19 protein-coding genes are annotated in these 21535 nt (G+C 63.6%); 15 read left to right on the top strand and 4 right to left on the bottom strand.

Annotated features, from left to right (window positions below; all coding sequences use genetic code 11):
* Window positions 1-128: 128 nt before the first annotated feature.
* From HAQ05_RS24955 to HAQ05_RS24935, 5 genes are all read left to right on the top strand, one after another.
* The gene (locus HAQ05_RS24955; RefSeq protein ID WP_190426099.1) at window positions 129-731 is read left to right on the top strand and encodes a hypothetical protein; all 603 of its coding nucleotides are present in this window, start codon (window positions 129-131) and stop codon (window positions 729-731) included.
* 65 nt (window positions 732-796) lie between these two features.
* A complete protein-coding gene (locus HAQ05_RS24950; protein WP_190426096.1) occupies window positions 797-1474 on the top strand; it encodes a response regulator in 678 nt (225 codons plus the stop codon).
* A gap of 23 nt (window positions 1475-1497) precedes the next feature.
* Window positions 1498-2817 carry an ATP-binding protein gene (locus HAQ05_RS24945; protein WP_194718569.1) on the top strand — a complete coding sequence of 440 codons (1320 nt, stop codon included), beginning with the start codon at window positions 1498-1500 and terminating at the stop codon, window positions 2815-2817.
* A 284-nt stretch (window positions 2818-3101) separates the two neighbouring features.
* Entirely contained in the window at window positions 3102-4418 is a 1317-nt protein-coding gene (locus HAQ05_RS24940) for a dicarboxylate/amino acid:cation symporter (protein WP_190426091.1), read from the top strand.
* 110 nt (window positions 4419-4528) lie between these two features.
* Window positions 4529-4699 carry a DUF1289 domain-containing protein gene (locus HAQ05_RS24935; protein WP_190426089.1) on the top strand — a complete coding sequence of 57 codons (171 nt, stop codon included), beginning with the start codon at window positions 4529-4531 and terminating at the stop codon, window positions 4697-4699.
* A gap of 55 nt (window positions 4700-4754) precedes the next feature.
* Here HAQ05_RS24935 and HAQ05_RS24930 read toward each other — a convergent pair whose 3' ends face one another.
* Complete coding sequence (locus HAQ05_RS24930) at window positions 4755-5687, bottom strand: DUF1853 family protein (protein WP_190426084.1); 933 nt, start codon at window positions 5685-5687, stop codon at window positions 4755-4757.
* A gap of 613 nt (window positions 5688-6300) precedes the next feature.
* Between HAQ05_RS24930 and HAQ05_RS24925 the strand changes: the two genes are divergently transcribed.
* Genes HAQ05_RS24925 through pepN form a run of 6 tightly spaced genes read left to right on the top strand, consistent with a single transcriptional unit; the run spans window position 6301 to window position 12820 of the window.
* Window positions 6301-7194, top strand: a complete 894-nt coding sequence (locus HAQ05_RS24925) for an NAD(+) kinase (protein WP_190426081.1) — start codon at window positions 6301-6303, stop codon at window positions 7192-7194.
* Window positions 7194-8165, top strand: coding sequence for a metallophosphoesterase (locus tag HAQ05_RS24920; RefSeq protein ID WP_190426078.1), 972 nt, complete (start codon window positions 7194-7196; stop codon window positions 8163-8165). The genes HAQ05_RS24925 and HAQ05_RS24920 overlap by 1 nt, the downstream gene beginning before the upstream one ends.
* A complete protein-coding gene (locus HAQ05_RS24915; protein ID WP_190426075.1) occupies window positions 8162-9031 on the top strand; it encodes a rhomboid family intramembrane serine protease in 870 nt (289 codons plus the stop codon). The genes HAQ05_RS24920 and HAQ05_RS24915 overlap by 4 nt, the downstream gene beginning before the upstream one ends.
* 29 nt (window positions 9032-9060) lie before the next feature.
* The gene (locus HAQ05_RS24910) at window positions 9061-9321 is read left to right on the top strand and encodes a YeaC family protein (RefSeq protein ID WP_190426065.1); all 261 of its coding nucleotides are present in this window, start codon (window positions 9061-9063) and stop codon (window positions 9319-9321) included.
* Entirely contained in the window at window positions 9318-10148 is an 831-nt protein-coding gene (locus HAQ05_RS24905) for a DUF2797 domain-containing protein (protein WP_190426063.1), read from the top strand. The genes HAQ05_RS24910 and HAQ05_RS24905 overlap by 4 nt, the downstream gene beginning before the upstream one ends.
* Before the next feature lie 14 nt (window positions 10149-10162).
* Complete coding sequence (gene pepN / locus HAQ05_RS24900) at window positions 10163-12820, top strand: aminopeptidase N (protein WP_190426060.1); 2658 nt, start codon at window positions 10163-10165, stop codon at window positions 12818-12820.
* Between the two features lie 15 nt (window positions 12821-12835).
* Here pepN and HAQ05_RS24895 read toward each other — a convergent pair whose 3' ends face one another.
* Entirely contained in the window at window positions 12836-14767 is a 1932-nt protein-coding gene (locus HAQ05_RS24895; protein WP_190426057.1) for a DNA topoisomerase III, read from the bottom strand.
* A gap of 195 nt (window positions 14768-14962) precedes the next feature.
* Between HAQ05_RS24895 and HAQ05_RS24890 the strand changes: the two genes are divergently transcribed.
* A complete protein-coding gene (locus tag HAQ05_RS24890) occupies window positions 14963-15838 on the top strand; it encodes a DMT family transporter (protein WP_190426127.1) in 876 nt (291 codons plus the stop codon).
* A gap of 1 nt (window position 15839) precedes the next feature.
* On the opposite strand, the gene HAQ05_RS24885 is transcribed toward HAQ05_RS24890, so the two are convergent.
* Together HAQ05_RS24885 and HAQ05_RS24880 are read right to left on the bottom strand one after the other, a co-directional pair.
* Entirely contained in the window at window positions 15840-16562 is a 723-nt protein-coding gene (locus HAQ05_RS24885) for a FadR/GntR family transcriptional regulator (RefSeq protein ID WP_190426053.1), read from the bottom strand.
* Between the two features lie 81 nt (window positions 16563-16643).
* Window positions 16644-18383 (bottom strand): IlvD/Edd family dehydratase, encoded by a 1740-nt coding sequence (locus HAQ05_RS24880; protein ID WP_190426050.1) that lies wholly within the window; start codon window positions 18381-18383, stop codon window positions 16644-16646.
* Between the two features lie 177 nt (window positions 18384-18560).
* Between HAQ05_RS24880 and HAQ05_RS24875 the strand changes: the two genes are divergently transcribed.
* From HAQ05_RS24875 to HAQ05_RS24865, 3 genes are all read left to right on the top strand, one after another.
* Window positions 18561-19880 (top strand): MFS transporter, encoded by a 1320-nt coding sequence (locus HAQ05_RS24875; protein WP_190426048.1) that lies wholly within the window; start codon window positions 18561-18563, stop codon window positions 19878-19880.
* A gap of 16 nt (window positions 19881-19896) precedes the next feature.
* Window positions 19897-20889 (top strand): AraD1 family protein, encoded by a 993-nt coding sequence (araD1, locus tag HAQ05_RS24870; RefSeq protein ID WP_190426044.1) that lies wholly within the window; start codon window positions 19897-19899, stop codon window positions 20887-20889.
* Between the two features lie 93 nt (window positions 20890-20982).
* Window positions 20983-21535 (top strand): MFS transporter (locus HAQ05_RS24865; RefSeq protein WP_190426041.1); only part of this gene is annotated, 553 nt, incomplete at its 3' end.

Here is a 21535-nt window from a genome sequence, read left to right as displayed (position 1 = left end):
CAGTGGCTGCCTGGCCGCGCTTTTATCCTATTCAGCCCAGGTTCAGCGAGAGTTCAGCCAGCGTTCAGCGCCCCGGCCATAACCTGCATGCGTTCAAACCACGGGCCCGGCCCGATAAGGAGCGCGACATGAAAACGCTACAGAGCTTGCTGCTGGCTACCGCTTTCGTGGGTGCTACCACCCAAGCGATGGCGGCTACGACGGACTTCGCCGGCCTTACCTATGGCGAAACCCGCGACAAATTCGATAAGTCCCGCCCGCTCAATGCCAACCTCGGCGACCCCCACACCGATGGGGTGATCAAGCACGAGGGCAACTGGGGCGTTCGGGCCGGCCAGCAGAACGACCAGGGCCGCTACTACGCCACCTACGAATACACCGCCGGCAGCCACCAGGGGCTGAAATTGCGCCAGCAGAACCTGCTGGGCAGCTACGACCTGTTCTACCCGCTGGGCAATAGCACAAAATTGTTTGGCGGCGGCACCTTGGGCCTGACCGAACTTACCCAAAAATCCGCCGGCTACCGCCACGACAGCGCCACCGGCTATGCGGTCGGCGCCCAGGCCGGTATTCTCCAGCACGTATCGCAGAACACGTCGGTCGAGCTGGGCTATCGCTACCTACGCAGTAACGCCAAGGTCGATTTCGACCAAAGCGGTGGCAGCAAACAAGGCTCGCTGCAACTGAACAGTTCGGCGCAAACCTATCTGGCGGCCAACTACCAGTTCTGAGCATGAGCGGGGGCAAGCCAGGCCACTCGGCCCGGCTTTGCCGCGTTCGCCGAGCGGAGGCATCAATGAAACTACTGGTGGTGGAAGATGAAGCGCTGTTGCGCCATCACCTGCGCACACGGTTGGGCGACAGCGGCCATGTGGTCGAGGCGGTGGCCAACGCCGAAGAGGCACTGTATCAGGCCGAGCAATACAACCACGACCTGGCGGTGATCGACTTGGGGCTGCCGGGCATGGGCGGGCTGGACCTGATCCGCCAACTGCGCTCGGCCGGCAAAAGCTTTCCGATTTTAATTCTCACCGCCCGCGGGAACTGGCAAGACAAAGTCGAGGGCCTGGCGGCCGGGGCCGACGACTATGTGGTCAAGCCGTTCCAATACGAAGAACTCGAGGCGCGGCTGCATGCCTTGCTGCGCCGTTCCAGCGGCTTTACCCAGGCCTCCATCACTGCCGGGCCTCTGCTGCTGGACCTGAACCGTAAGCAGGGTATGCTCGCCGGCCAACCGCTGGGCCTTACCGCATTCGAGTACCGCATCCTCGAATACCTGATGCGCCATCACCAACAAGTGGTGGCCAAAGACCGCTTGATGGAGCAGCTTTACCCCGATGACGGCGAACGCGATCCGAACGTGGTCGAAGTGCTGGTGGGGCGTATCCGCCGCAAGCTCGAGGCCGCTGAAGGCTTTCGGCCGATCGAAACGGTGCGCGGGCTGGGCTACTTGTTCACCGAGCGTTGCCGGTGACCCGCTCGCTGCGCCTGCGCTTGATGCTGGCGGCGGCCATCCTCGCCGTGTTGTTCATGCTCGGGCTGCTGCCGGCCCTGCAAAGTGCGGTGAGCCTGGCGCTGAAAGAGGCCATCGAGCAGCGCCTGGCCTCGGACGTGACCACGCTGATTTCATCGGCGCGGGTCGAGGGCGGGCAGTTGCGCATGCCGGCGTTGTTGCCGGACGAACGCTTCAACCTGCCGGATGGGCGTTTGCTGGGGTATGTGTACGACCGCCAGGGTAAGCTGGTGTGGCGCTCGCGCGCTGCGGCCGAGGAGAACGTGAGCTACAGCCCACGCTACGATGGCCAAGGCAATGTGTTTTCCCGCGCTGCAGGCGATGATGGCCGCGAGTACTGGGTGTACGACGTCGAAGTGAAACTGCTCGGTGGGCAGAACGCGGCGTACAGCTTTTTGGCTTTGCAGTCGGTGGACGATTACCAAAACACCCTCAAAAGCCTGCGCGAACATTTCTACCTGGGCTTTGGCGCGGCGCTGCTGGTGTTGCTGTTGTTGCTCTGGGGCGGCCTGACTTGGGCGCTGCGCTCGCTGGGGCGGATGACGTTGGAACTTGACGAGGTCGAGGCGGGCCGCCGTGATGGCTTGTCTGACGACCACCCCCGTGAGCTACTGCGCCTGACCCGTTCGCTCAACCGGCTGCTGCGCGGCGAACGCGAGCAGCGCAGGCGCTACCGTGATTCCCTTGGCGACTTGGCGCACAGCCTGAAAACCCCGCTGGCCGTGTTGCAAGGGGTGAGCGAAAACATCGCCCAGCGTGGCCAAGACCTGGAGCAAGCGCTCATCCTGCAACAGCAGATCGAGCGCATGAGCCAGCAGATCGGCTACCAGTTGCAGCGCGCCAGCCTGCGCAAAAGTGGCCTAGTGCGCGACCGCGTAGCTCTGCGGCCGTTGGCCGAAAGTGTGTGCGCCACCTTGAGCAAGGTGTACCGCGACAAGCCGGTGCAGGTGCACATGGAACTGCCCGAGCCGGCCTACTTGCCGATGGAACAGGGTGCCCTGCTGGAACTGCTCGGCAACTTGTTGGAAAACGCCTACCGGCTGTGCTTGGGGCGTATCGACATTCGCCTGGAGCATGATGCCCACGGGCTAACGCTGTGCATCGAGGACGACGGCCCCGGCGTGCCGGCCGGCCAGCGTGACCGCATACTCAAGCGCGGCGAACGGCTCGATACCCAACACCCAGGCCAGGGCATCGGCCTGGCGGTGGTCAAAGACATCATCGACAGCTACGACGCGCAACTGGTGCTCGCGGACTCGGCCCTGGGCGGCGCGGCCGTGCGGGTTCGTTTTCGCCAGGCTTGATGGCGGTTTTCCGCCAACCAACGCCGCCATAGCCCTGCGTTTGGCGGTTTTTCGCCATGCATCGCTGTGATGCCCTGAGCTTCTATACTGCTTGCAGCGCCCATCAGTGCTGGCGAAACGCTTGCCCGGCATAAGCTGGCACGCCCTTTGCCCTCTCATAGCCAGGCCTGCCATCGTGCGTGGGCCCCGCCAACAACAAATTCCCCCAGCCAGGGGGGTTCGTGTACAAGGTGTCGTGCCCGTTGGGTAAGGGATTGCCGGACGATACGCCTGAGGAAACTGCTATGACGACTCGCCAGCCGCTTTACAAATCGCTGTACTTTCAGGTGATCGTCGCGATCATCATCGGTGTCCTGATTGGCCACTTTTACCCCGACACCGGCAAGGCGCTCAAACCACTGGGCGACGGCTTTATCAAACTCATCAAGATGGTGATCGCGCCGATCATTTTCTGCACCGTGGTGAGCGGCATCGCTGGCATGCAGAGCATGAAAGCGGTGGGCAAAACCGGCGGCTACGCACTGCTGTATTTCGAAGTGATTTCTACCTTTTCGCTGATCATCGGCCTGATCGTGGTCAATGTGGTACAGCCCGGCGCCGGCATGAATGTGGACCCCGCGACCCTGGATGCCTCGAAAATCGCCAGCTATGTGTCTCAGGGCGCCGACCAGAGCGTGGTGAGCTTTATCCTCAACATCATCCCCGACACCATCTACAGTGCGTTTGCCAAGGGTGACGTGCTGCAGGTGCTGATGTTCTCGGTGATGTTCGGCTTCGCCTTGCACCGCCTGGGTGACTATGGCCGCCCGCTGCTCGACCTGATCGATCGTTTCGCCCACGGCATGTTCAACATCATCAACATGATCATGAAGCTCGCCCCGCTCGGTGCATTGGGTGCGATGGCCTTCACCATCGGCGCCTACGGCGTGAGCTCGCTGGTGCAACTGGGCCAACTGATGCTGTGCTTCTACATCACCTGCGTGTTGTTCGTGCTGCTGGTGCTCGGCCTGGTGGCCCGTATCCACGGCTTCAGCGTGCTGCGCGTGGTGCGTTACATTCGTGAAGAACTGCTTATCGTGCTCGGCACCTCGTCGTCCGAGTCGGCCCTGCCGCGCCTGCTGGTGAAGATGGAGCGCGCTGGTGCCAATAAGTCGGTGGTCGGCCTGGTGATCCCGACCGGTTATTCGTTCAACCTCGACGGTACGTCGATCTACCTGACCATGGCCGCGGTGTTCATCGCCCAGGCCACCAACACTCACCTGGACATCACCCACCAGATCACCCTGTTGGCGGTACTGCTGCTGTCGTCCAAAGGTGCCGCCGGGGTCACCGGCAGCGGGTTTATCGTGCTGGCTGCCACCCTTTCGGCCGTGGGCCACCTGCCGGTGGCGGGCCTGGCGCTGATCCTGGGCATCGATCGCTTCATGTCCGAAGCCCGCGCCCTGACCAACCTGGTCGGTAACGCCGTGGCCACGCTGGTGGTCGCCAAGTGGGTCGGCCAACTGGACGAAGACACGCTGCAGCGTGAATTGGCCTCCGGCGGCACGCCGTTGGAACTGGCCAACCCCAAGGATGAACTGGGCGTGGCTGAAACCCGGTGATCGTGTAACGGCTGGCGGTCACAAAGCCCCTCCCGTGAGGGGCTTTTTACGGCGTGCAATCTTATGCCGTTCGCTGTGTCGAAAGGGCAACCCTACCGAGGAATCAACGGGTGGCCAAAGACGTCAAGAACCCCTGTATCTCCGACTGCAAGCTGCGCGACGGCATATGCCGCGGCTGCGGGCGCGCCAAAGACGAAATCAAAGGCTGGAAGGCGATGAAAAACTCGGAGAAAAAAGCGGTGGCCGAGAAGGCGAAAAAAAGGCTGAAAAAGAACAAGTAATGGGCAGCGGGCTATAAACCCCCGGCGCGCCACGTTGGGCGCCCGCAGCGCTGTTTCAATATTTGCGCGGCAACGCCGGCCATGGGTCCGGCACCACGAACAGCCGCGCCTGTTCATCCCCTTCGGCGTTCACCCGCACCACCATCTGGGCTTGCATCAGCGGTTCCTGGCCCTGCAGCCAGTGTTCGAGCTGTTCGCCGTCCAAACCCTGCAGGCTAGCCGCCGGGGCCAGCCAGCGTGCCCGGGGCAGGGGGCTGAAGCGGGCATGCGGCACGCTGTCGGCAAAGGCCCGCCAATGGCGGCGATGCAGCCAGGTACCGCGCAGGTGCGCCGGGTGCGCACCCAGGGCGGCCAGCCCGCCTCGCGGCCAAGGGTAGAACAGGTAGCCGCCCAACCACAGGCTGGCCACCGGCTGGCAGGCGCCTACCGCGGCGAGCACCGTGGTGGCGGCCGGCTGCTGGGCCAGGCGCAATTGTTGTTCACCCAGGTGCGCCAGCTTGCGGTCGAGCCGATCGTGGCAGCCGGGGCCCAACCACTCGGAAGTGCTGCGGCCATGGCCGTTGGGCGGCCCCAGGTAGAACTTCACCGCCAGCTCCACATGGTGGGTGCCGGCCGCGTCGCGCAGCAGCATGTCGAACTCGCCCAAGGTGCGGGCGCCGTCGCGCACTGGCAAGTTGGCGGCCAGCAGCTCCACGCCCGGCGCGGCGGCCACGGCGAATTGCCATAGCCGCTCGTAGTAAAGGCCCAGCCGGCGTACCGAGCGTTGCGCCAGGAACGCCAGCAGCGCCGAGGGCTCGGCGTCCAGCGTGTGCAGCCAAGCGGCCAGGCGCTGGGGCGCCTGTGCCCATTCGCTGGCGTGCAGCGGGTGGCGCTGTGGCCACGCGCTATGGGCCAACAGCGGCGGGCTGGTCAAGGCCCAGGCCAGGTCGCGCACGGCGTCGTGGCGCAATTGCAGGGGCAGGGTGGCGAGCGATTCGAAGGGGTTCATGGGAGGCTAGTATGGCGTCTCAGAAGTAGGCTGCACGATGTTGACGATGCCTTTTGCCGCCGTGCTGCGTTGCCGCGCTTGGCCATAGCGCTGCTATGGCTCCTCACTATGAAACGCCACAGTGGGAAGGGTAGAGCAATGTACCGTACCCGCCGAAGGTTCATCTGTTCGGTTCTACGGCCCAGATAAATAGTTGAGCACACTCCGGAGGCCGGCTTGCAGGTACAGTTGCTTAATTGGTGTACATACACTGTAGAGGTATCGCCTTTCCCCTAGCATTTCGGTCGTTTTTGTAGGCTCTGTACGAAATATTTTCGAGCGAAGGTGAGGCAAGGCGAAAACAGGCGAGGAAGCGGACAGGGCCCGCACCCGGGTTTACTGGTTGTAAATGAGCATTCCGTGATTACATCCGTGATTACATCCGTGATTACATCCGTGATTACATCCGTACCTGTTTTCAACGCGGCCTCACCGAGCGCAGATACATTTCGTACAGAGCCTAGTAGTGGTGCCCAGGTATCAGGCTAGGTGCCCGCTGAATCCGATTTGGCCCAACCCCGCGCTTTCCCCCATAATCCCACGCACACGCCAGCCCAGTAGTGTCGGGAGCACCATGGAGCAATTTCGCAATATCGGTATCATCGGCCGCCTCGGCAGCACCCAAGTGGTAGACACCGTCCGCCGCCTGAAGCGCTACCTGCTCGACCGCCACCTGCAGGTGATCCTCGATGACAGCATCGCCGAGGTGCTGCCTGGGCATGGGCTGCAGGTCAGTGCGCGCAAGTTGCTGGGTGAGGTGTGCGACCTGGTGATCGTGGTGGGCGGCGACGGCAGCCTGCTGGGGGCCGCCCGTGCCCTGGCACGCCACCATACCCCGGTGTTGGGCATCAACCGCGGCAGCCTGGGTTTTTTGACCGATATCCGCCCCGACGAGTTGGAAGTGAAGGTGGGCGAGGTGCTCGACGGCCACTACCTGGTCGAAAACCGTTTTTTGCTCGAAGCCGAAGTACGCCGCCATGGCGAAGCCATTGGCCAGGGAGATGCGCTCAACGACGTGGTGCTGCACCCCGGCAAGTCTACCCGGATGATCGAATTCGAAATCTGGATCGACGGCCAGTTCGTGTGCAGCCAAAAAGCCGACGGCCTGATCGTCGCCACGCCCACAGGGTCGACCGCCTACGCGTTGTCGGCCGGTGGGCCGATCATGCACCCCAAACTCGACGCCATCGTGATCGTGCCAATGTACCCGCATACGCTGTCGAGCCGGCCGATCGTGGTCGATGGCAACAGCGAGCTGAAAATCGTGGTGTCCAAGGACTTGACCATCTACCCACAGGTTTCATGCGACGGCCAGAACCATTTCACCTGCGCGCCCGGCGACACCATTACCGTGAAGAAAAAGCCGCAGAAGCTGCGCTTGATCCACCCGCTGGACCACAACTATTACGAAGTCTGCCGAACCAAGCTGGGCTGGGGTAGCCGTTTGGGCGGCGGCGGAGGCGACTGATGCTCGACCCTGCGCGAAGTTACGACCTGATCGGCGATGTACACGGTTGCGCGAACACCCTCGAACACCTGCTCGATGTGCTGGGTTATCGCCTGCAGGGCGGGGTATGGCGCCATCCGCGGCGCCAGGCGGTGTTTCTGGGCGACATCATCGACCGTGGCCCGCGTATTCGCGAGGCGCTGCATATCGTGCACGGCATGGTCGAGGCGGGCGAAGCGTTTTGCATCATGGGCAACCATGAGTACAACGCGCTGGGCTGGCACACCCGCGCCCCGGCCGGCACCGGCCAAACCTGGGTGCGCGAGCACACCCCGCGCCATCGGCGGCTGTTTGGCGCCACGCTGGAGCAATTCGAGCGCCACCCCGATGATTGGAAAGCTTTCGTGGGCTGGTTCTATACGCTGCCGTTGTTCGTCGACGCAGGGCGTTTTCGCCTGGTGCATGCCTGCTGGGATCAAGCGCTGGTCGACCCACTCAAGGCGATGTTCCCCAATGCCTGCGTCGATGAGCCGTTCATACAGCAGTCGGCGTTGCCCGGCAGCTTCGCCGCGCAGGCGTTCGACCGCTTGCTGCGCGGTACCGACATGCGCTTGCCGGGCGGGCGCACGCTCACCGGCGGCGATGGCCTGACCCGGGCATTCTTTCGGACCAAGTTCTGGGAGCAAGACCCGCAAACCTACGGCGATATCGTGTTCCAGCCCGATGCATTACCCGATGAGGTGGCCAGCCAGCGCCTGAGCCCGGACCAAAAGCAGGCGCTGCTGTGCTATGGCGCCCACGAGCCCATGCTGTTCGTTGGCCATTACTGGCGTGACGGCCACCCGGCGCCGCTGCGGCCCAACCTGGCCTGCCTGGACTACAGCGCCGTGCTTCACGGCAAGCTGGTGGCCTACCGGCTGGACGCCGAAACGGCGATCGACCCACACAAGTTCGTGTGGGTCGACGTGAAGCGCCCGGAATTGGCGCCATGAGCGCAGTGGTGGTGTTACGCCTGCCCTTGGTGGTGGACCTGTCGGCGTTCATCGGCGTATTGCGGCGCCTGCGCGTGCCGCACCGGGTCAGCGAAGAGGGCGGCGAGCAGGTACTCTGGGCCCGCAACGAGCGCGAGGCCGAAGACATCCGCCACCTGTACGAACGCTACGCCCAGGGCGAAGTGGACAGCGCCGCATTGGGTTTCGAGCCCCCGGCGCACAGCCGCCCGGGGTGGCAGCAGCAGCTCAAGGCCAGCCCGGTCACCACCGGTATCCTGTTGCTGTGCCTGGTGGTGGGTGCCCTCAGCCTGCTGGGTGAGCACTTGGAGCCCCTGCATTGGTTGACCTTTCTCGACTTTCGCGTGCAGGGGGATTTGGCCTACTTCCGCCCCTGGGCCAGTTCCATGGCTGCCGGGCAGGTGTGGCGGCTGGTCACGCCGATGTTCATCCATTTCGGCATCTTGCACCTGGCCATGAACAGCCTGTGGTTCTGGGAGCTGGGCAGGCGCATCGAGTGGCGCCAAGGCAGTTGGGCGTTGTTGGGGCTAAGCTTGGGGTTCAGCGCCGTGTCGAACGTGATCCAATACCTGTGGAGCGGCCCCAGCCTGTTCGGTGGGCTGTCGGGGGTGCTGTATGGTTTGCTTGGGCACATCTGGCTGTACCAGTGGCGCGCGCCTACCCCGCTGTACCATATGCCGCGCGGGGTGTTGGTGATGATGTTGGCGTGGCTGGGGTTGTGCCTGTCGGGGTTCGTGTCGCTGCTGGGCTTCGGCGAAATCGCCAACGGGGCCCATGTGGGTGGTTTATTGGTCGGTTGTGCCACAGGGTTATTGGGCGGCACGCTGGCGCGGCGTAAACTAGGGTAAATCTACCGTTACTGGCCTTGGATACACCGATGAGCACGTTTGCCCAACTGATCGAGAACATCACCCCGGAAATCTACGAGAGCCTGAAGACCGCTGTCGAACTGGGCAAGTGGTCCGACGGCCGCAAACTCACCCAGGAGCAGAAGGAGCTGTCGCTGCAAGCGGTGATCGCCTGGGAACTGCAAAACGTCCCCGAAGACCAGCGTACCGGTTACATGGGCCCGCAGCAGTGCAGTTCCAAGGCGGCCCCGGTGCCGAACATTCTGTTCAAGTCGGATGCCATCCATTGATCGAACTGGGCCGTGGTTCCGTTCGTAAAATGGCCGTGCGCTTGCAAGCACCGGTGGTTCAATACGGCTTGGCGCTGGGCGACACCTCGGTGCCGTTGAACCCGCTGATCGGCCAGCGCCTGCGCTTGGAATACCTGGGGCAGATCCACTGCGTGAACTGTGGGCGGCGCACCAAAACAAGCTTTAGCCAGGGCTATTGCTACCCCTGCATGCAGGTGCTGGCGGCCTGTGACCTGTGCATCATGAGCCCGGAAAGGTGCCATTACGACCAAGGCACCTGCCGTGAGCCGGCCTGGGGGGAGCAATTCTGCATGGCCGACCATATCGTTTACCTGGCCAACTCTTCGGGCATCAAGGTCGGCATCACCCGCGCCAGCCAGTTGCCCACCCGCTGGCTCGACCAGGGCGCCAGCCAGGCGCTGCCGATTCTGCGGGTGGCCACCCGGCAACAGTCGGGGCTGGTCGAAGACCTGTTCCGCGCCCATGTGCCCGACCGCACCAATTGGCGGGCGCTGCTCAAGGGTGACGCGCCGCCGCTGGACCTGCCCGAGGCGCGAGAAATGCTCTTCGATCGCTGCGCCGGGGGCCTGGCCGCGCTGCACGCGCGCTTTGGCCTGCAGGCCATCCAACCGCTGCCGGGCGCCGAGGTGGTGAACATTCGCTACCCGGTGCAGGCTTACCCGGCCAAGGTCGCCAGCTTCAACCTCGACAAGGCGCCGGTTGCCGAAGGCACGCTGATGGGCATCAAGGGTCAATACATGATATTCGACACTGGCGTGATCAACATTCGCAAATACACGGCCTACCAACTCGCCGTGCACCAGTAACAAGGACTAGGCCCATGCGTACCGAACAGCCCAAGACGATCTACCTCAAGGATTATCAGGCGCCCGATTACCTGATCGACGAAACGCACCTGACCTTCGAACTGCACGATGACCATACCTTGGTCCACGCGCAACTGGTGATGCGCCGCAACCCCGCCGCCGGCGGTGGCCTGCCACCACTGGTGCTCGATGGCCAGCAACTGGAGTTGCTGTCGCTCAAACTCGATGACGCCGAATTGGGCAGCGCTGACTACCAGCTCAGTGAAGATCACTTGAGCCTGCAGCCGAAGGCCGAGCAATTCACCCTCGACAGCAGCGTGCGCATCCACCCGGAAACCAACACTGCGTTGGAGGGGCTGTACAAATCCAGCGGGTTGTTTTGCACCCAATGCGAGGCCGAAGGCTTTCGCAAGATCACCTATTACCTCGACCGCCCCGACGTGATGAGCACGTTCACCACCTCGTTGTCGGCTGATAAGCAAAAGTACCCGATCCTGCTTTCCAACGGTAACCCGGTCGCCCAAGGTGAAGACCAAGGCGGCCGCCACTGGGCCACCTGGGAAGACCCGTTCAAGAAGCCCGCCTACCTGTTCGCCCTGGTCGCCGGCGACCTGTGGTGCGTCGAAGATACTTTCACCCGGGCTTCTGGCCGGGATGTGACCCTGCGCATCTACGTGGAGCCGGAGAACATCGACAAGTGCCAGCACGCCATGGACAGCCTGAAAAAGTCCATGCGCTGGGATGAACAGGTCTATGGCCGTGAGTACGACCTGGACATCTTCATGATCGTGGCGGTGAACGACTTCAACATGGGCGCCATGGAAAACAAGGGCCTGAACATCTTCAACTCCAGTTGCGTGCTGGCCAAGGCCGAAACCGCCACCGACGCGGCGCACCAGCGGGTCGAAGCGGTGGTGGCCCACGAGTATTTCCACAATTGGTCCGGCAACCGCGTGACCTGCCGCGATTGGTTCCAACTGTCGCTCAAGGAAGGCTTCACGGTGTTCCGCGACGCCGAGTTCTCCGCCGACATGAACTCGCGCACCGTTAAACGCATAGAAGACGTCGCCTTCCTGCGCACCCACCAGTTCGCTGAAGACGCCGGCCCCATGGCCCACCCGGTACGCCCGGCAAGTTTCATGGAAATCTCCAATTTCTACACCCTCACGGTGTATGAAAAGGGCTCCGAGGTGGTGCGGATGCTGCGTACCTTGCTTGGCGCCGAAGGTTTTCGCAAAGGTAGCGACCTGTATTTCGAGCGCCACGACGGCCAGGCGGTGACCTGCGATGATTTTGTCCAGGCCATGGAAGATGCCAATGCCGTGGACCTCAGCCAATTCAAACGCTGGTACAGCCAGGCCGGTACGCCACGGCTGGCCGCCAGCGAACAATACGACGAAAGCGCCAATACCTATACCCTGTCGTTTCGCCAAAGCTGCCCCGCCACCCCGGAAAGCGCCGAGAAGCAACCGTTCGTGATTCCGGTGGAGTTGGGTTTGCTCGACGCCCAGGGCCGCGCCTTGCCGTTGCGCCTGCAGGGCGAAGCCACGCCCCAGGGCACCACCAGGGTGTTGGCGGTCACTGAAGCCGAACAGCACTTTACTTTCCTCGACGTGCCGGCCAAGCCGTTGCCGTCGCTGCTGCGTGGCTTCAGTGCACCGGTGAAGCTGAGCTTCCCCTACAACCGTGACCAGTTGATGTTTCTGATGCAGCACGACAGCGATGGCTTCAACCGCTGGGAGGCCGGCCAGCAGCTGGCGGTGCAGGTGCTGCAGGACATGATCGGCCAATACCAGGCCGGCCAGCCGCTGGTGGCCGATGTGCGCTTGCTTCAGGCGTTCGAAACGCTGCTGGACGACGACAGCCTCGACCAGGCCATGGTCGCTGAAATGCTTTCGCTGCCCGGTGAGGCCTACCTCACGGAAATCAGCGAGGTGGCCGACGTCGACGCCATCCATGCGGCCCGCGACGTGGCGCGCAAGCAGTTGGCCAACCATCTGCATGCCCGGCTGTGGCGCCGCTACCAGGCTAACCGCGAGGTTTCCCGAGTCACGCCGTACCTGGCCAGCGCCGAACACTTCGCCCGCCGCGCGTTGCAGAACATCACCCTGAGCTACCTGATGCTCAGCGAGCGCGAAGACGTGTTGGCCGCGACGCTGGAGCAGTTCGAAAACGCCGACAACATGACCGAACGCCTCACCGCCCTGGCGGTGCTGGTCAACTCGCCGTTCGAACGCGAGCGCGCGGCCGCCCTGGACCGTTTCGCCGAGCAGTTCAAGGGCAACCCGCTGGTGATGGACCAGTGGTTCACCGTACAGGCCGGCAGCACCCTGCCCGGCGGTTTGACGCGGGTGAAGGCGCTGATGCTGCACCCGGCGTTCACGATGAAAAACCCGAACAAGGTCCGCGCATTGATCGGTGCGTTCGCCAGCCAGAACCTGGTGAACTTCCATGCCGCCGACGGCAGCGGCTACCGTTTCCTGGCCGACATCGTGATCGAGCTCAACGGTTTCAACCCGCAGATCGCCTCGCGGCAGTTGGCGCCGTTGACCCGCTGGCGCAAATACGACAGCGCTCGCCAAGCGTTGATGAAGGCTGAGCTGGAGCGGATTCTGGCTTCCGGCGAGTTGTCGAGCGATGTGTATGAGGTGGTGAGCAAGAGCCTGGCCTAAGGGCTGGGCACGGCCTTAGGCCTCACGGGGTTTCTTGCGGCTTGGCGCTGGCGGCCTACGCGCCGACGGCGCCTTGCGCTTGCCCTTGCCCCAGGCCTTCTTTTTGCCCAAAGCCGGGCCGCTGATGCTCAACTGCAAGCCCATGCAGCGTTGCACCTGCTTGCTCATCCAGGCCGACTGCTTGGCCACGAACGCTTCCAGCGGCATTTCGCCGCTTTGCACCATGTCCAGTGCCTGCTCCCAGATCGCCGTGGTGCCAGGGTCGGCAATGGCCCGTGGCACCGCATCGATCAGGCTGAACGCCGCGGGCGTGGCCGCCAACGCCTTGCCCTGCTTGGCCAGGTAGCCGCGCTCGAGCAGGCCCTGGATGATGCTGGCGCGGGTGGCTTCGGTGCCGATCCCGGTGGTTTCCTTGAGCTTTTGCTTGAGCAGCGGATCGTCCACCAGTTTGGCGACGTTTTTCATCGCCCCGATCAGGTCGCCTTCGGTGTAGGGCTTAGGCGGCTGGGTAAGCATGTCTTTGAGCTGCAGCTTGCCCACCGAACACCATTGGCCTGGCTGCAGCGGTGGCAGGGCCTGCACCGGTGGCGCGCCGCGTGCCGTGGCCAGTGCTTCGGGCAGGGCGCGCTTCCAGCCCGGTTCGGCCACCACCTTGCCGGTGGCCTGCAGCCGTTGCCCGGCGCAGTCGAAGGCCGCGCGGGTGCGGTCGTATTCGTGGTCCGGCAGGAACTGCGCCAGGTAGCGTGCGCGCACCAGGCTGTACACCGCCTGGTGCTTGGCGGGCAACCGCGCGAGCGCGCCGGCGGCCGCGGTGGGGATGATGCCATGGTGGGCACCGACCTTGGCGTCGTTCCAGGCCCGCGAGCGGCGCGTGGGCAACAAGTGCGGGGCCAAGGCCAGCAGGGCGCTGTCGGCCTGGGCAAGGGCCCGCAGAATCGTCGGCGCCTCGCCGTGCTGGCTCAGCGGCAAGTAACCGCAGTCGCTGCGCGGGTAGGTAATCAGCTTGTAGGTTTCATACAGCGCCTGGGCGATGTCGAGGGTTTCTTGCGCGCCCAGGCCGAGTTTTTTCGAGCACACCTGCTGCAGGGTGCCGAGGTCGAATGGCAGTGGCGCCGCTTCGCGCACGCGCTCGACCTTCACCTGGGTGGCCTGCGCCTGCCCGGCGCGGCTGATGGCCGCGGCGGCGGCCTCGGCCACACTGCGTTGCAGGCAACGCCCTTGCTCGTCGCACACCGCCGGCGGCGCCTGCCACTGGGCGGTGAAGCTGCCGGCCTCGGTGGCCAAGGGTACGTCGATGGCCCAATAGGGCACCGGCACGAAACTGGCGATGGCGCGGTCGCGGTCGACCACCAGGCGCAGGGTGGGCGTTTGCACGCGGCCCACACTGAGCACGCCCTGGTAGCCGCCCTGGCGGCCGAGCAGGGTGAACAGCCGGCTCATGTTCATGCCGATCAACCAGTCGGCGCGGGACCGGCCTAGCGCCGAATGATACAGGTTGAAGGTTTCCGCGCCCGGCTTGAGCGCGGCCAGGGCCTTGCGGATGGAGGCGTCGTCCAGCGCCGACAGCCATAGCCGCTGCACGGGGCCCCGATAACGGCAGTGTTCGAGCAGTTCGCGGGCGATCATTTCGCCTTCGCGGTCGGCGTCGGTGGCGATCACCACCTCGCGAGCTTCGCTTAGCAGGCGTTTCACCGCCTTGTACTGGGCCGCGGTCTTGCCCTTGACCTGCATCTTCCATTGGCCAGGGATAATCGGCAGGTCTGCCAGCGCCCACTTTTTATAGCGAGCGTCGTAGGCGTCGGGCGGCGCGGTTTCCAGCAGGTGGCCGATGCACCAGGTGACGTTGACGCCCTGGCCTACCCAGCAGCCGTCGCCCCGGCGACGGGCGCCGAGCACCTGGGCGATGTCCTTGGCTTGCGAGGGTTTTTCACACAGAAAAAGGCGCATGGGCGATTGAGCAACCGTTGAACAGGCCGCCAGCATGGGCCAGCGGCCTGCTTCAGGCAAGCGAAAAGTGTATGTATATACAGTATCTGTGTTGCCGATGTTTGCCCGGTGCGGTGTTCTCTGGCTAAATCGCTTGCCCAATAAGAAACGGACCTTCCGATGGCCACCTTTGAACAACCCGGCCGGGTGCCGGTTATGTTGCAACTGTTTCCGTTGTTCACCGTGGTGATCTGGGCGGGCAATACCGTGGTGACCAAACTCTCGGCCGGGCTTATCGGCCCGGCGTCGATCACGTTTTACCGCTGGCTGCTGGCGTTTGTAGTGTTGCTGCCGTTCACCGCGGCGGGGCTATGGCGCGCACGTGCCCAGGTGTGCCGGCATTGGCCCAAGCTAGCGGCGTTGGGCACCTTGGGCATGGTGATTTACCAGGGCTTGGCGTATTACGCCGCCCAGACCACCAGCGCCACCAACATGGGCATCCTGGTTGCCTTGTCGCCGCTGTTCTCGGCACTGCTCAGCAGCTTGCTCGCCGGCGAACGCCTTACCCGGGGCGCCGTGTGCGGCGGCGTGGTATCGGTGGGTGGTGTGCTGTGGTTGATCGCCCGGGGCCACTTGGCAAACCTCGCCCAGATACAGATGGGCGGCGGCGATGGGTTGATGTTGCTTGCCGTATTGGCTAACGCCCTGTATGGGGTGTTGTTGCGCCACTGGCATTTGCCGCTTGGCAGTTGGGCACAATTGACCGTGCAGGTGGGCTGCGCCCTGGTGTTCCTGCTGCCCTGGTACGGCCTGAGCGAACGTTCGGCGCTGACCCCGGCCAATGTCCCACTGGTGCTCTATGCCGGCCTCATCGCCTCGGTGCTCGCGCCCTGGCTATGGATCAATGGCGTACAGGCCGTTGGCCCGAGCCAGGCCAGCCTGTTCCTCAACCTGATCCCGGTGTTGGTGGCATTGGCCGCGGTGCTCTGGTTGGGCGAGAAATTGGCGGCGTACCACTTCGTAGGCGCCGCCCTGGCACTGGCGGGGGTGTGGCTGGGGCGGGCGTGGCGCGCGCCGCTGTGGGCTATTTAGTTCACAGCCCCAGGTTCTTGCCCAGTACCACCCCCAGCGCATCCCGGGCGTCGTCCAATTGCACCAGGGCGGCCTGGCGCGCGCCCAGTGCGTCGCGGTTCTGGATGGCGGTGAGGATCGCCTTGTGCCGGGGCAGCGCCAGCTCGTGCAGGTTCGGCCGCTGGTTGGAATAACGCAGCGCCTCGCGCAACGCCGCGGCGAGCATGTTGCACAGGTGTGTAAGCAAGTCGTTGTGGGTGGCTTCGGCGATGCGGCTGTGAAAGTCCAGGTCTGGCTCCAGCAGGGCGTCGGCCGACCCCGAGGCTTCCATGCGCTGGTAGGCTTCGTCGATCGCCAACACGTCTTCGGCACTGGCATGCTGCGCAGCCAGCGCAGCGGCCGCCGGCTCGATGATCGCCCGTACACTGGTGAGCATGGCGAAGAAATCGTTCTGCGGGGTGCTTTGCATCAACCAGTGCAGCACATCCGGGTCGAGCAAGTGCCAGTCACCGCGCGGCTTGACCACCGTGCCCACACGGGGCCTGGAAAACACCAGCCCCTTGGCCACCAGCACCCGCGTAGCCTCACGCAACACCGGGCGGCTGACCGCGTACTCCTCGCATAAACTGGCCTCTGGGGGCAGCTTAACCCCCGGTTGCCATTGCCCGGCGACAATGCCCATGCCGATGTCCTGGACGATGCGCGCATGCATGCTCTTGCGGTCGGACGGTTTGCGGTAATCCATGGGGTGGGGCGGCTCTGTCGAATCAAGGCGCTAAAGCTACAAGCTGCGAGCCCTTCACCGCAAGCATGAGCGGGCATTCGCTCAATGCGAATGCCGTGGCACCTCCGACCCTCGGCAGCCGACCAGGAAGTCAAAATCACAGCCTTGGTCGGCCTGCATCACATGGTCGATGTATAACTGCCGGTAGCCGCCGGCGATGAAGTTGTTCTGCGGCGGCTGCCAATCGGCCAGGCGGGCGGCGAGTTCCTCGGCGCTGACGTCCAGGTGCAAGCGGCCGCTGGCACAGTCCAGTTCGATCCAGTCGCCTTCCTTCACCGCGGCCAGCGGCCCGCCGGCGGCGGCTTCGGGGGCTACGTGCAGCACCACGGTGCCGTAGGCGGTGCCGCTCATGCGCGCATCGGAGATACGCACCATGTCGGTCACGCCCTGGGCCAGCAGCTTGGCTGGCAGGCCCATGTTGCCGACCTCGGCCATGCCCGGGTAGCCCTTCGGCCCGCAGTTCTTCATGACCAGGATCGAATCGGCGGTCACGTCCAAGTCTGGGTCGTTGATGCGTGCTTTGTAGTCTTCGAAGTGTTCGAACACCACCGCGCGGCCACGGTGCTGCATCAGCGCCGGGGTGGCGGCGGAGGGCTTGAGCACGGCGCCTTGCGGCGCCAGGTTGCCGCGCAGCACGCAAATGCCGCCGTCGGCCACCAGGGGGTTGTCGAGGGCGCGGATCACCTCGTCTTGGCCATAAATAGGCGACGCCTTTACGTTTTCCCACAGGCTTTTGCCGTTGACGGTCAAGGCATCGGGGTGCGGCAGCAGGTTGTGCTCGCCCAGGCGGCGCAACACGGCTGGCAGGCCGCCGGCATAGTAGAACTCTTCCATCAAGAAGCGCCCGGACGGTTGCAGGTCGACCAGGGTCGGGGTGCCGCGGCCGATGCGGGTCCAGTCGTCGAGCTCAAGTGGCACGCCGATGCGCCCGGCGATAGCCTTGAGGTGGATCACGGCGTTGGTTGAGCCGCCGATCGCTGCGTTCACCCGGATGGCGTTTTCGAACGCTTCGCGGGTGAGCACCTTCGACAGCCGCAGGTCTTCCTTGACCATGTCTACCGCGCGCATGCCCGACATGTGTGCGAGCACGTAGCGGCGTGAGTCCACCGCAGGGATGGCCGCGTTGTGCGGCAGCGATACACCGAGGGATTCCGCCATGCACGCCATGGTCGAGGCGGTGCCCATGGTGTTGCAGGTACCGGCTGAGCGCGACATGCCGGCTTCGGCCGAGAGGAATTCATCCAGGCTGATCAGCCCGCCCTTATAAGCCTCATGCATTTGCCAGACGATGGTGCCGGCGCCGATGTCGCGACCGTGGTGCTTGCCGTTGAGCATCGGCCCGCCGGTCACGACGATCGTCGGCACGTCGCAACTGGCCGCGCCCATCAGCAAGGCCGGGGTGGTTTTGTCGCAGCCGGTGAGCAGCACCACACCATCGACCGGGTTACCACGGATCGCTTCTTCTACGTCCATGCTGGCCAAGTTACGGGTGAGCATGGCGGTGGGGCGCAGGTTCGATTCGCCGTTGGAGAACACCGGGAACTCCACCGGGAAGCCCCCGGCCTCGATCACGCCGCGCTTGACGTGCTCGGCAATCTGGCGGAAGTGGGCGTTGCAGGGGGTGAGCTCGGACCAGGTGTTGCAAATGCCGATGATCGGCTTGCCGTGGAACTGATGGTCGGCGATGCCTTGGTTTTTCATCCAGCTGCGGTACATGAAGCCGTTCTTGTCGTTGCTGCCGAACCACTGGGCCGAACGCAGGGTGGGTTTTTTATCAGACATGGTTATTTCTCTTATTGTAAGACTTAATAAAGCCGGATACGGCCAAGATAGGCCGAAAAAACCGAGATGTGAAGTGGTTGTGCGGTAAATAGTATTACTTTATAGTCATTCGCACATGGGCAGCCCACAGGGCCTGCTCGCTGTTTCCATAACAACAACAACGTGGAGACCACCCCCATGGGCCAGGAACTCGCGCTCATACGGCGCATCACCCTCAAGCTCGTTCCCTTCCTGGTGCTGTTGTACTTGGTGGCCTACGTCGACCGTTCGGCGCTAGGGTTCGCCAAGCTGCACATGAGCACCGACGCCGGCATCGGCGATGCCGCCTACGGCATGGGTGCCGGGCTGTTCTTCATTGGCTACTTCTTGCTCGAAGTGCCAAGCAATCTGTGGCTGGAGCGGTTCGGGGCGGGGCGCTGGTTCGCCCGCATCCTCATTACCTGGGGCGCGATCACCTGCGCCATGGCGCTGATCCAGGGGCCATACAGCTTCTATGTATTGCGCTTTTTGCTGGGCGCGGCAGAGGCCGGGTTCTTCCCGGGGGTGCTGTACTACATCACCCAGTGGTACCCGGTACGCCACCGCGGCAAAATCATGGGCCTGTTCATTTTGTCCCAGCCCATTGCCATGCTGATCACCGGGCCGTTATCCGGCGCGCTGCTGGGCTTGGAAGGGGCGGGCGGGTTGCACGGTTGGCAGTGGCTGTTCATCGCCGTCGGCCTGCCGGCGATGCTGCTGACCTGGCCCACCTTGCGCTGGCTGCCCGACGGCCCGCAGCAGGTGAGGTGGCTCAGCGACAGCGAAAAAAACTGGCTGGCCAGCGAGCTTGCCCACGACCTGCACACCTACGGGCAAACCCGCCACGGTAACCCGTTGCACGCCTTGAAAGACCGCCGCGTGCTGCTATTGGCGCTGTATTACCTGCCGGTCACGCTGAGTATTTACGGGCTGGGCTTGTGGCTGCCCACCTTGGTCCAGCAATTCGGTGGCAGCGACCTCACCACCGGTTTCGTCTCGGCGGTGCCTTACGTGTTCGGCATCGCCGGGCTGCTGATCGTGCCGCGCAGCTCCGACCGCTTCAACGACCGCTACGGCCACCTGGCCGGGCTTTACGTGCTCGGCGCGCTGGGGTTGTTCTTCAGCGCCTGGTTCGCCACCCCGGTGCTGCAATTGGCCGCCCTGTGCGCGGTGGCCTTTTCGCTGTTTTCCTGCACAGCGGTGTTCTGGACGCTGCCGGGGCGTTTTTTTGCCGGGGCCAGCGCCGCGGCGGGCATCGCCTTGATCAACTCGGTGGGTAACCTAGGCGGTTACCTGGGGCCATTCGCGATCGGTGCGCTCAAGCAACACACCGGCCAACTGGCCAGCGGCCTTTACTTTTTGGCGGCGGTAATGCTGTGCGGGCTGCTGCTCACCGTTGTGGTTTACCGCGTGCTGGAGCGGCGCCACGCCTTGGCCCCCGAGCAGTTCGCCGCCAGCGCCCGTTCACGCCTTAGTTGATAAAAGAGAGAACCTTATGCGATTAGTGCAATTTCAAACCGCCGCCGGCGAACGCCGCGTGGGTGTGGTGCAGGGTGACCAGGTGCGCGAGGTGCAGGGCGCCGCTAGCGTGCGCGAACTGGCGTTGGCCGCCATCGAGCAGGGCGGCGATTTGGCCGGCCAGGTGACCAAGCTGGGCCTGGGGGCGGTGCTCGATTACCGGCAACTGCTTGATGAGCTGCGCATTTTGCCGCCGCTGGACCACCCGGACCCGGCCCACCTATTGGTCACCGGTACAGGCCTTACCCACTTGGGAAGTGCCGCCACCCGCGACAAGATGCACCAGCAGGTAGGCGATGAAAGCGCCCTGACCGACAGCATGAAGGTGTTCAAATGGGGCGTGGAAGGCGGTAAGCCGCCGGCGGGCCAGGTGGGGGTACAACCGGAGTGGTTCTACAAGGGGGATGGCGGAATCGTCGTGCGCCCCGGTGCGGCCTTGCCGTTGCCGCCGTTTGCCGAAGACGGCGGCGAAGAGCCGGAATTGGCCGGGTTGTATGTGATCGGCCCGGACCACCGCCCCTACCGGCTGGGTTATGCCCTGGGCAACGAGTATTCCGACCATGTGATGGAGCGGCGCAATTACCTGTACCTGGCCCATTCCAAGTTGCGGGCTTGTGCCTATGGCCCGGAACTGCGGCTGGGGGCGCTGCCTGAGCACCTGGAAGGTACCAGCCGCATCCTGCGCGATGGCCAAGTGCTCTGGGAAAAGCCTTTTCTCAGCGGCGCTGCCAACATGTGCCACAGCTTCGACAACCTTGAATACCACCACTTCAAGTACGCGCAGTTCCTGCGCCCGGGCGATGTGCACGTGCATTTTTTCGGCACCGCCACGCTCTCGTTCGCCGACGGTATCGCCCCGCGCCCAGGGGACCGATTCGAGGTTAGCCTGGCCGAATTTGGCGAGCCATTGGTCAACAGCGTTGGGCAGGCCGAGGCGGTATTCGACATAGGGGGTGTTGCGGTGCTTTAAAGCACCCGGCGCACGCTTCACATCGCCCGAGGCCTGCGCCGCTGCTGGCAGCCTGCATGCCCGGGTCCATTTATAAAAAGAGGTTTGAATCCCATGCCCGCTCACGCCACCACCCTCGGTGCGCTCACCCAGAGCGCCGCGCTAATCGAAGAGCGCCTGTACCGCAAAGTCAATTGGCGCATCGTGCCGTTGTTCGTTTGCTGTTTCCTGTTTGCCTACCTCGACCGCGTCAATATCAGTTTCGCCAAGCTTGAGATGCAAAGCGATCTGGGCTTCAGCGACTCGGTCTATGGCCTTGGCGCGAGCTTGTTCTTCGTGGGGTATTTCCTTTTCGAGGTGCCGAGCAACATGTTGCTACACCGGGTGGGCGCGCGGTTGTGGATTGCGCGGATCATGGTCACCTGGGGTATCACGTCGGCCTGCATGATGTTCGTGGCCAGTGAAACCTGGTTCTACGTGCTGCGTTTTTTGATTGGCCTGATGGAAGCTGGCTTTGTGCCGGGGGCGTTGTATTTCTTTACCCAGTGGTACCCCAGCCAGCGCCGGGCACGGATCAATTCGTACTTCAAAAGCTCGATATGCTTGTGCGGCATCGTCGGCGGGCCGCTTGCCGGGTTGATCCTCGGCCACTTCGACGGGGCGGGTG

This window comes from Pseudomonas typographi, assembly GCF_014694385.1.
GTDB classification, from domain to species: Bacteria; Pseudomonadota; Gammaproteobacteria; order Pseudomonadales; family Pseudomonadaceae; genus Aquipseudomonas; species Aquipseudomonas typographi.
The sequence above is the reverse complement of the archived record's forward strand: the minus strand, read 5'-3'. Positions and strand labels throughout refer to the sequence as shown.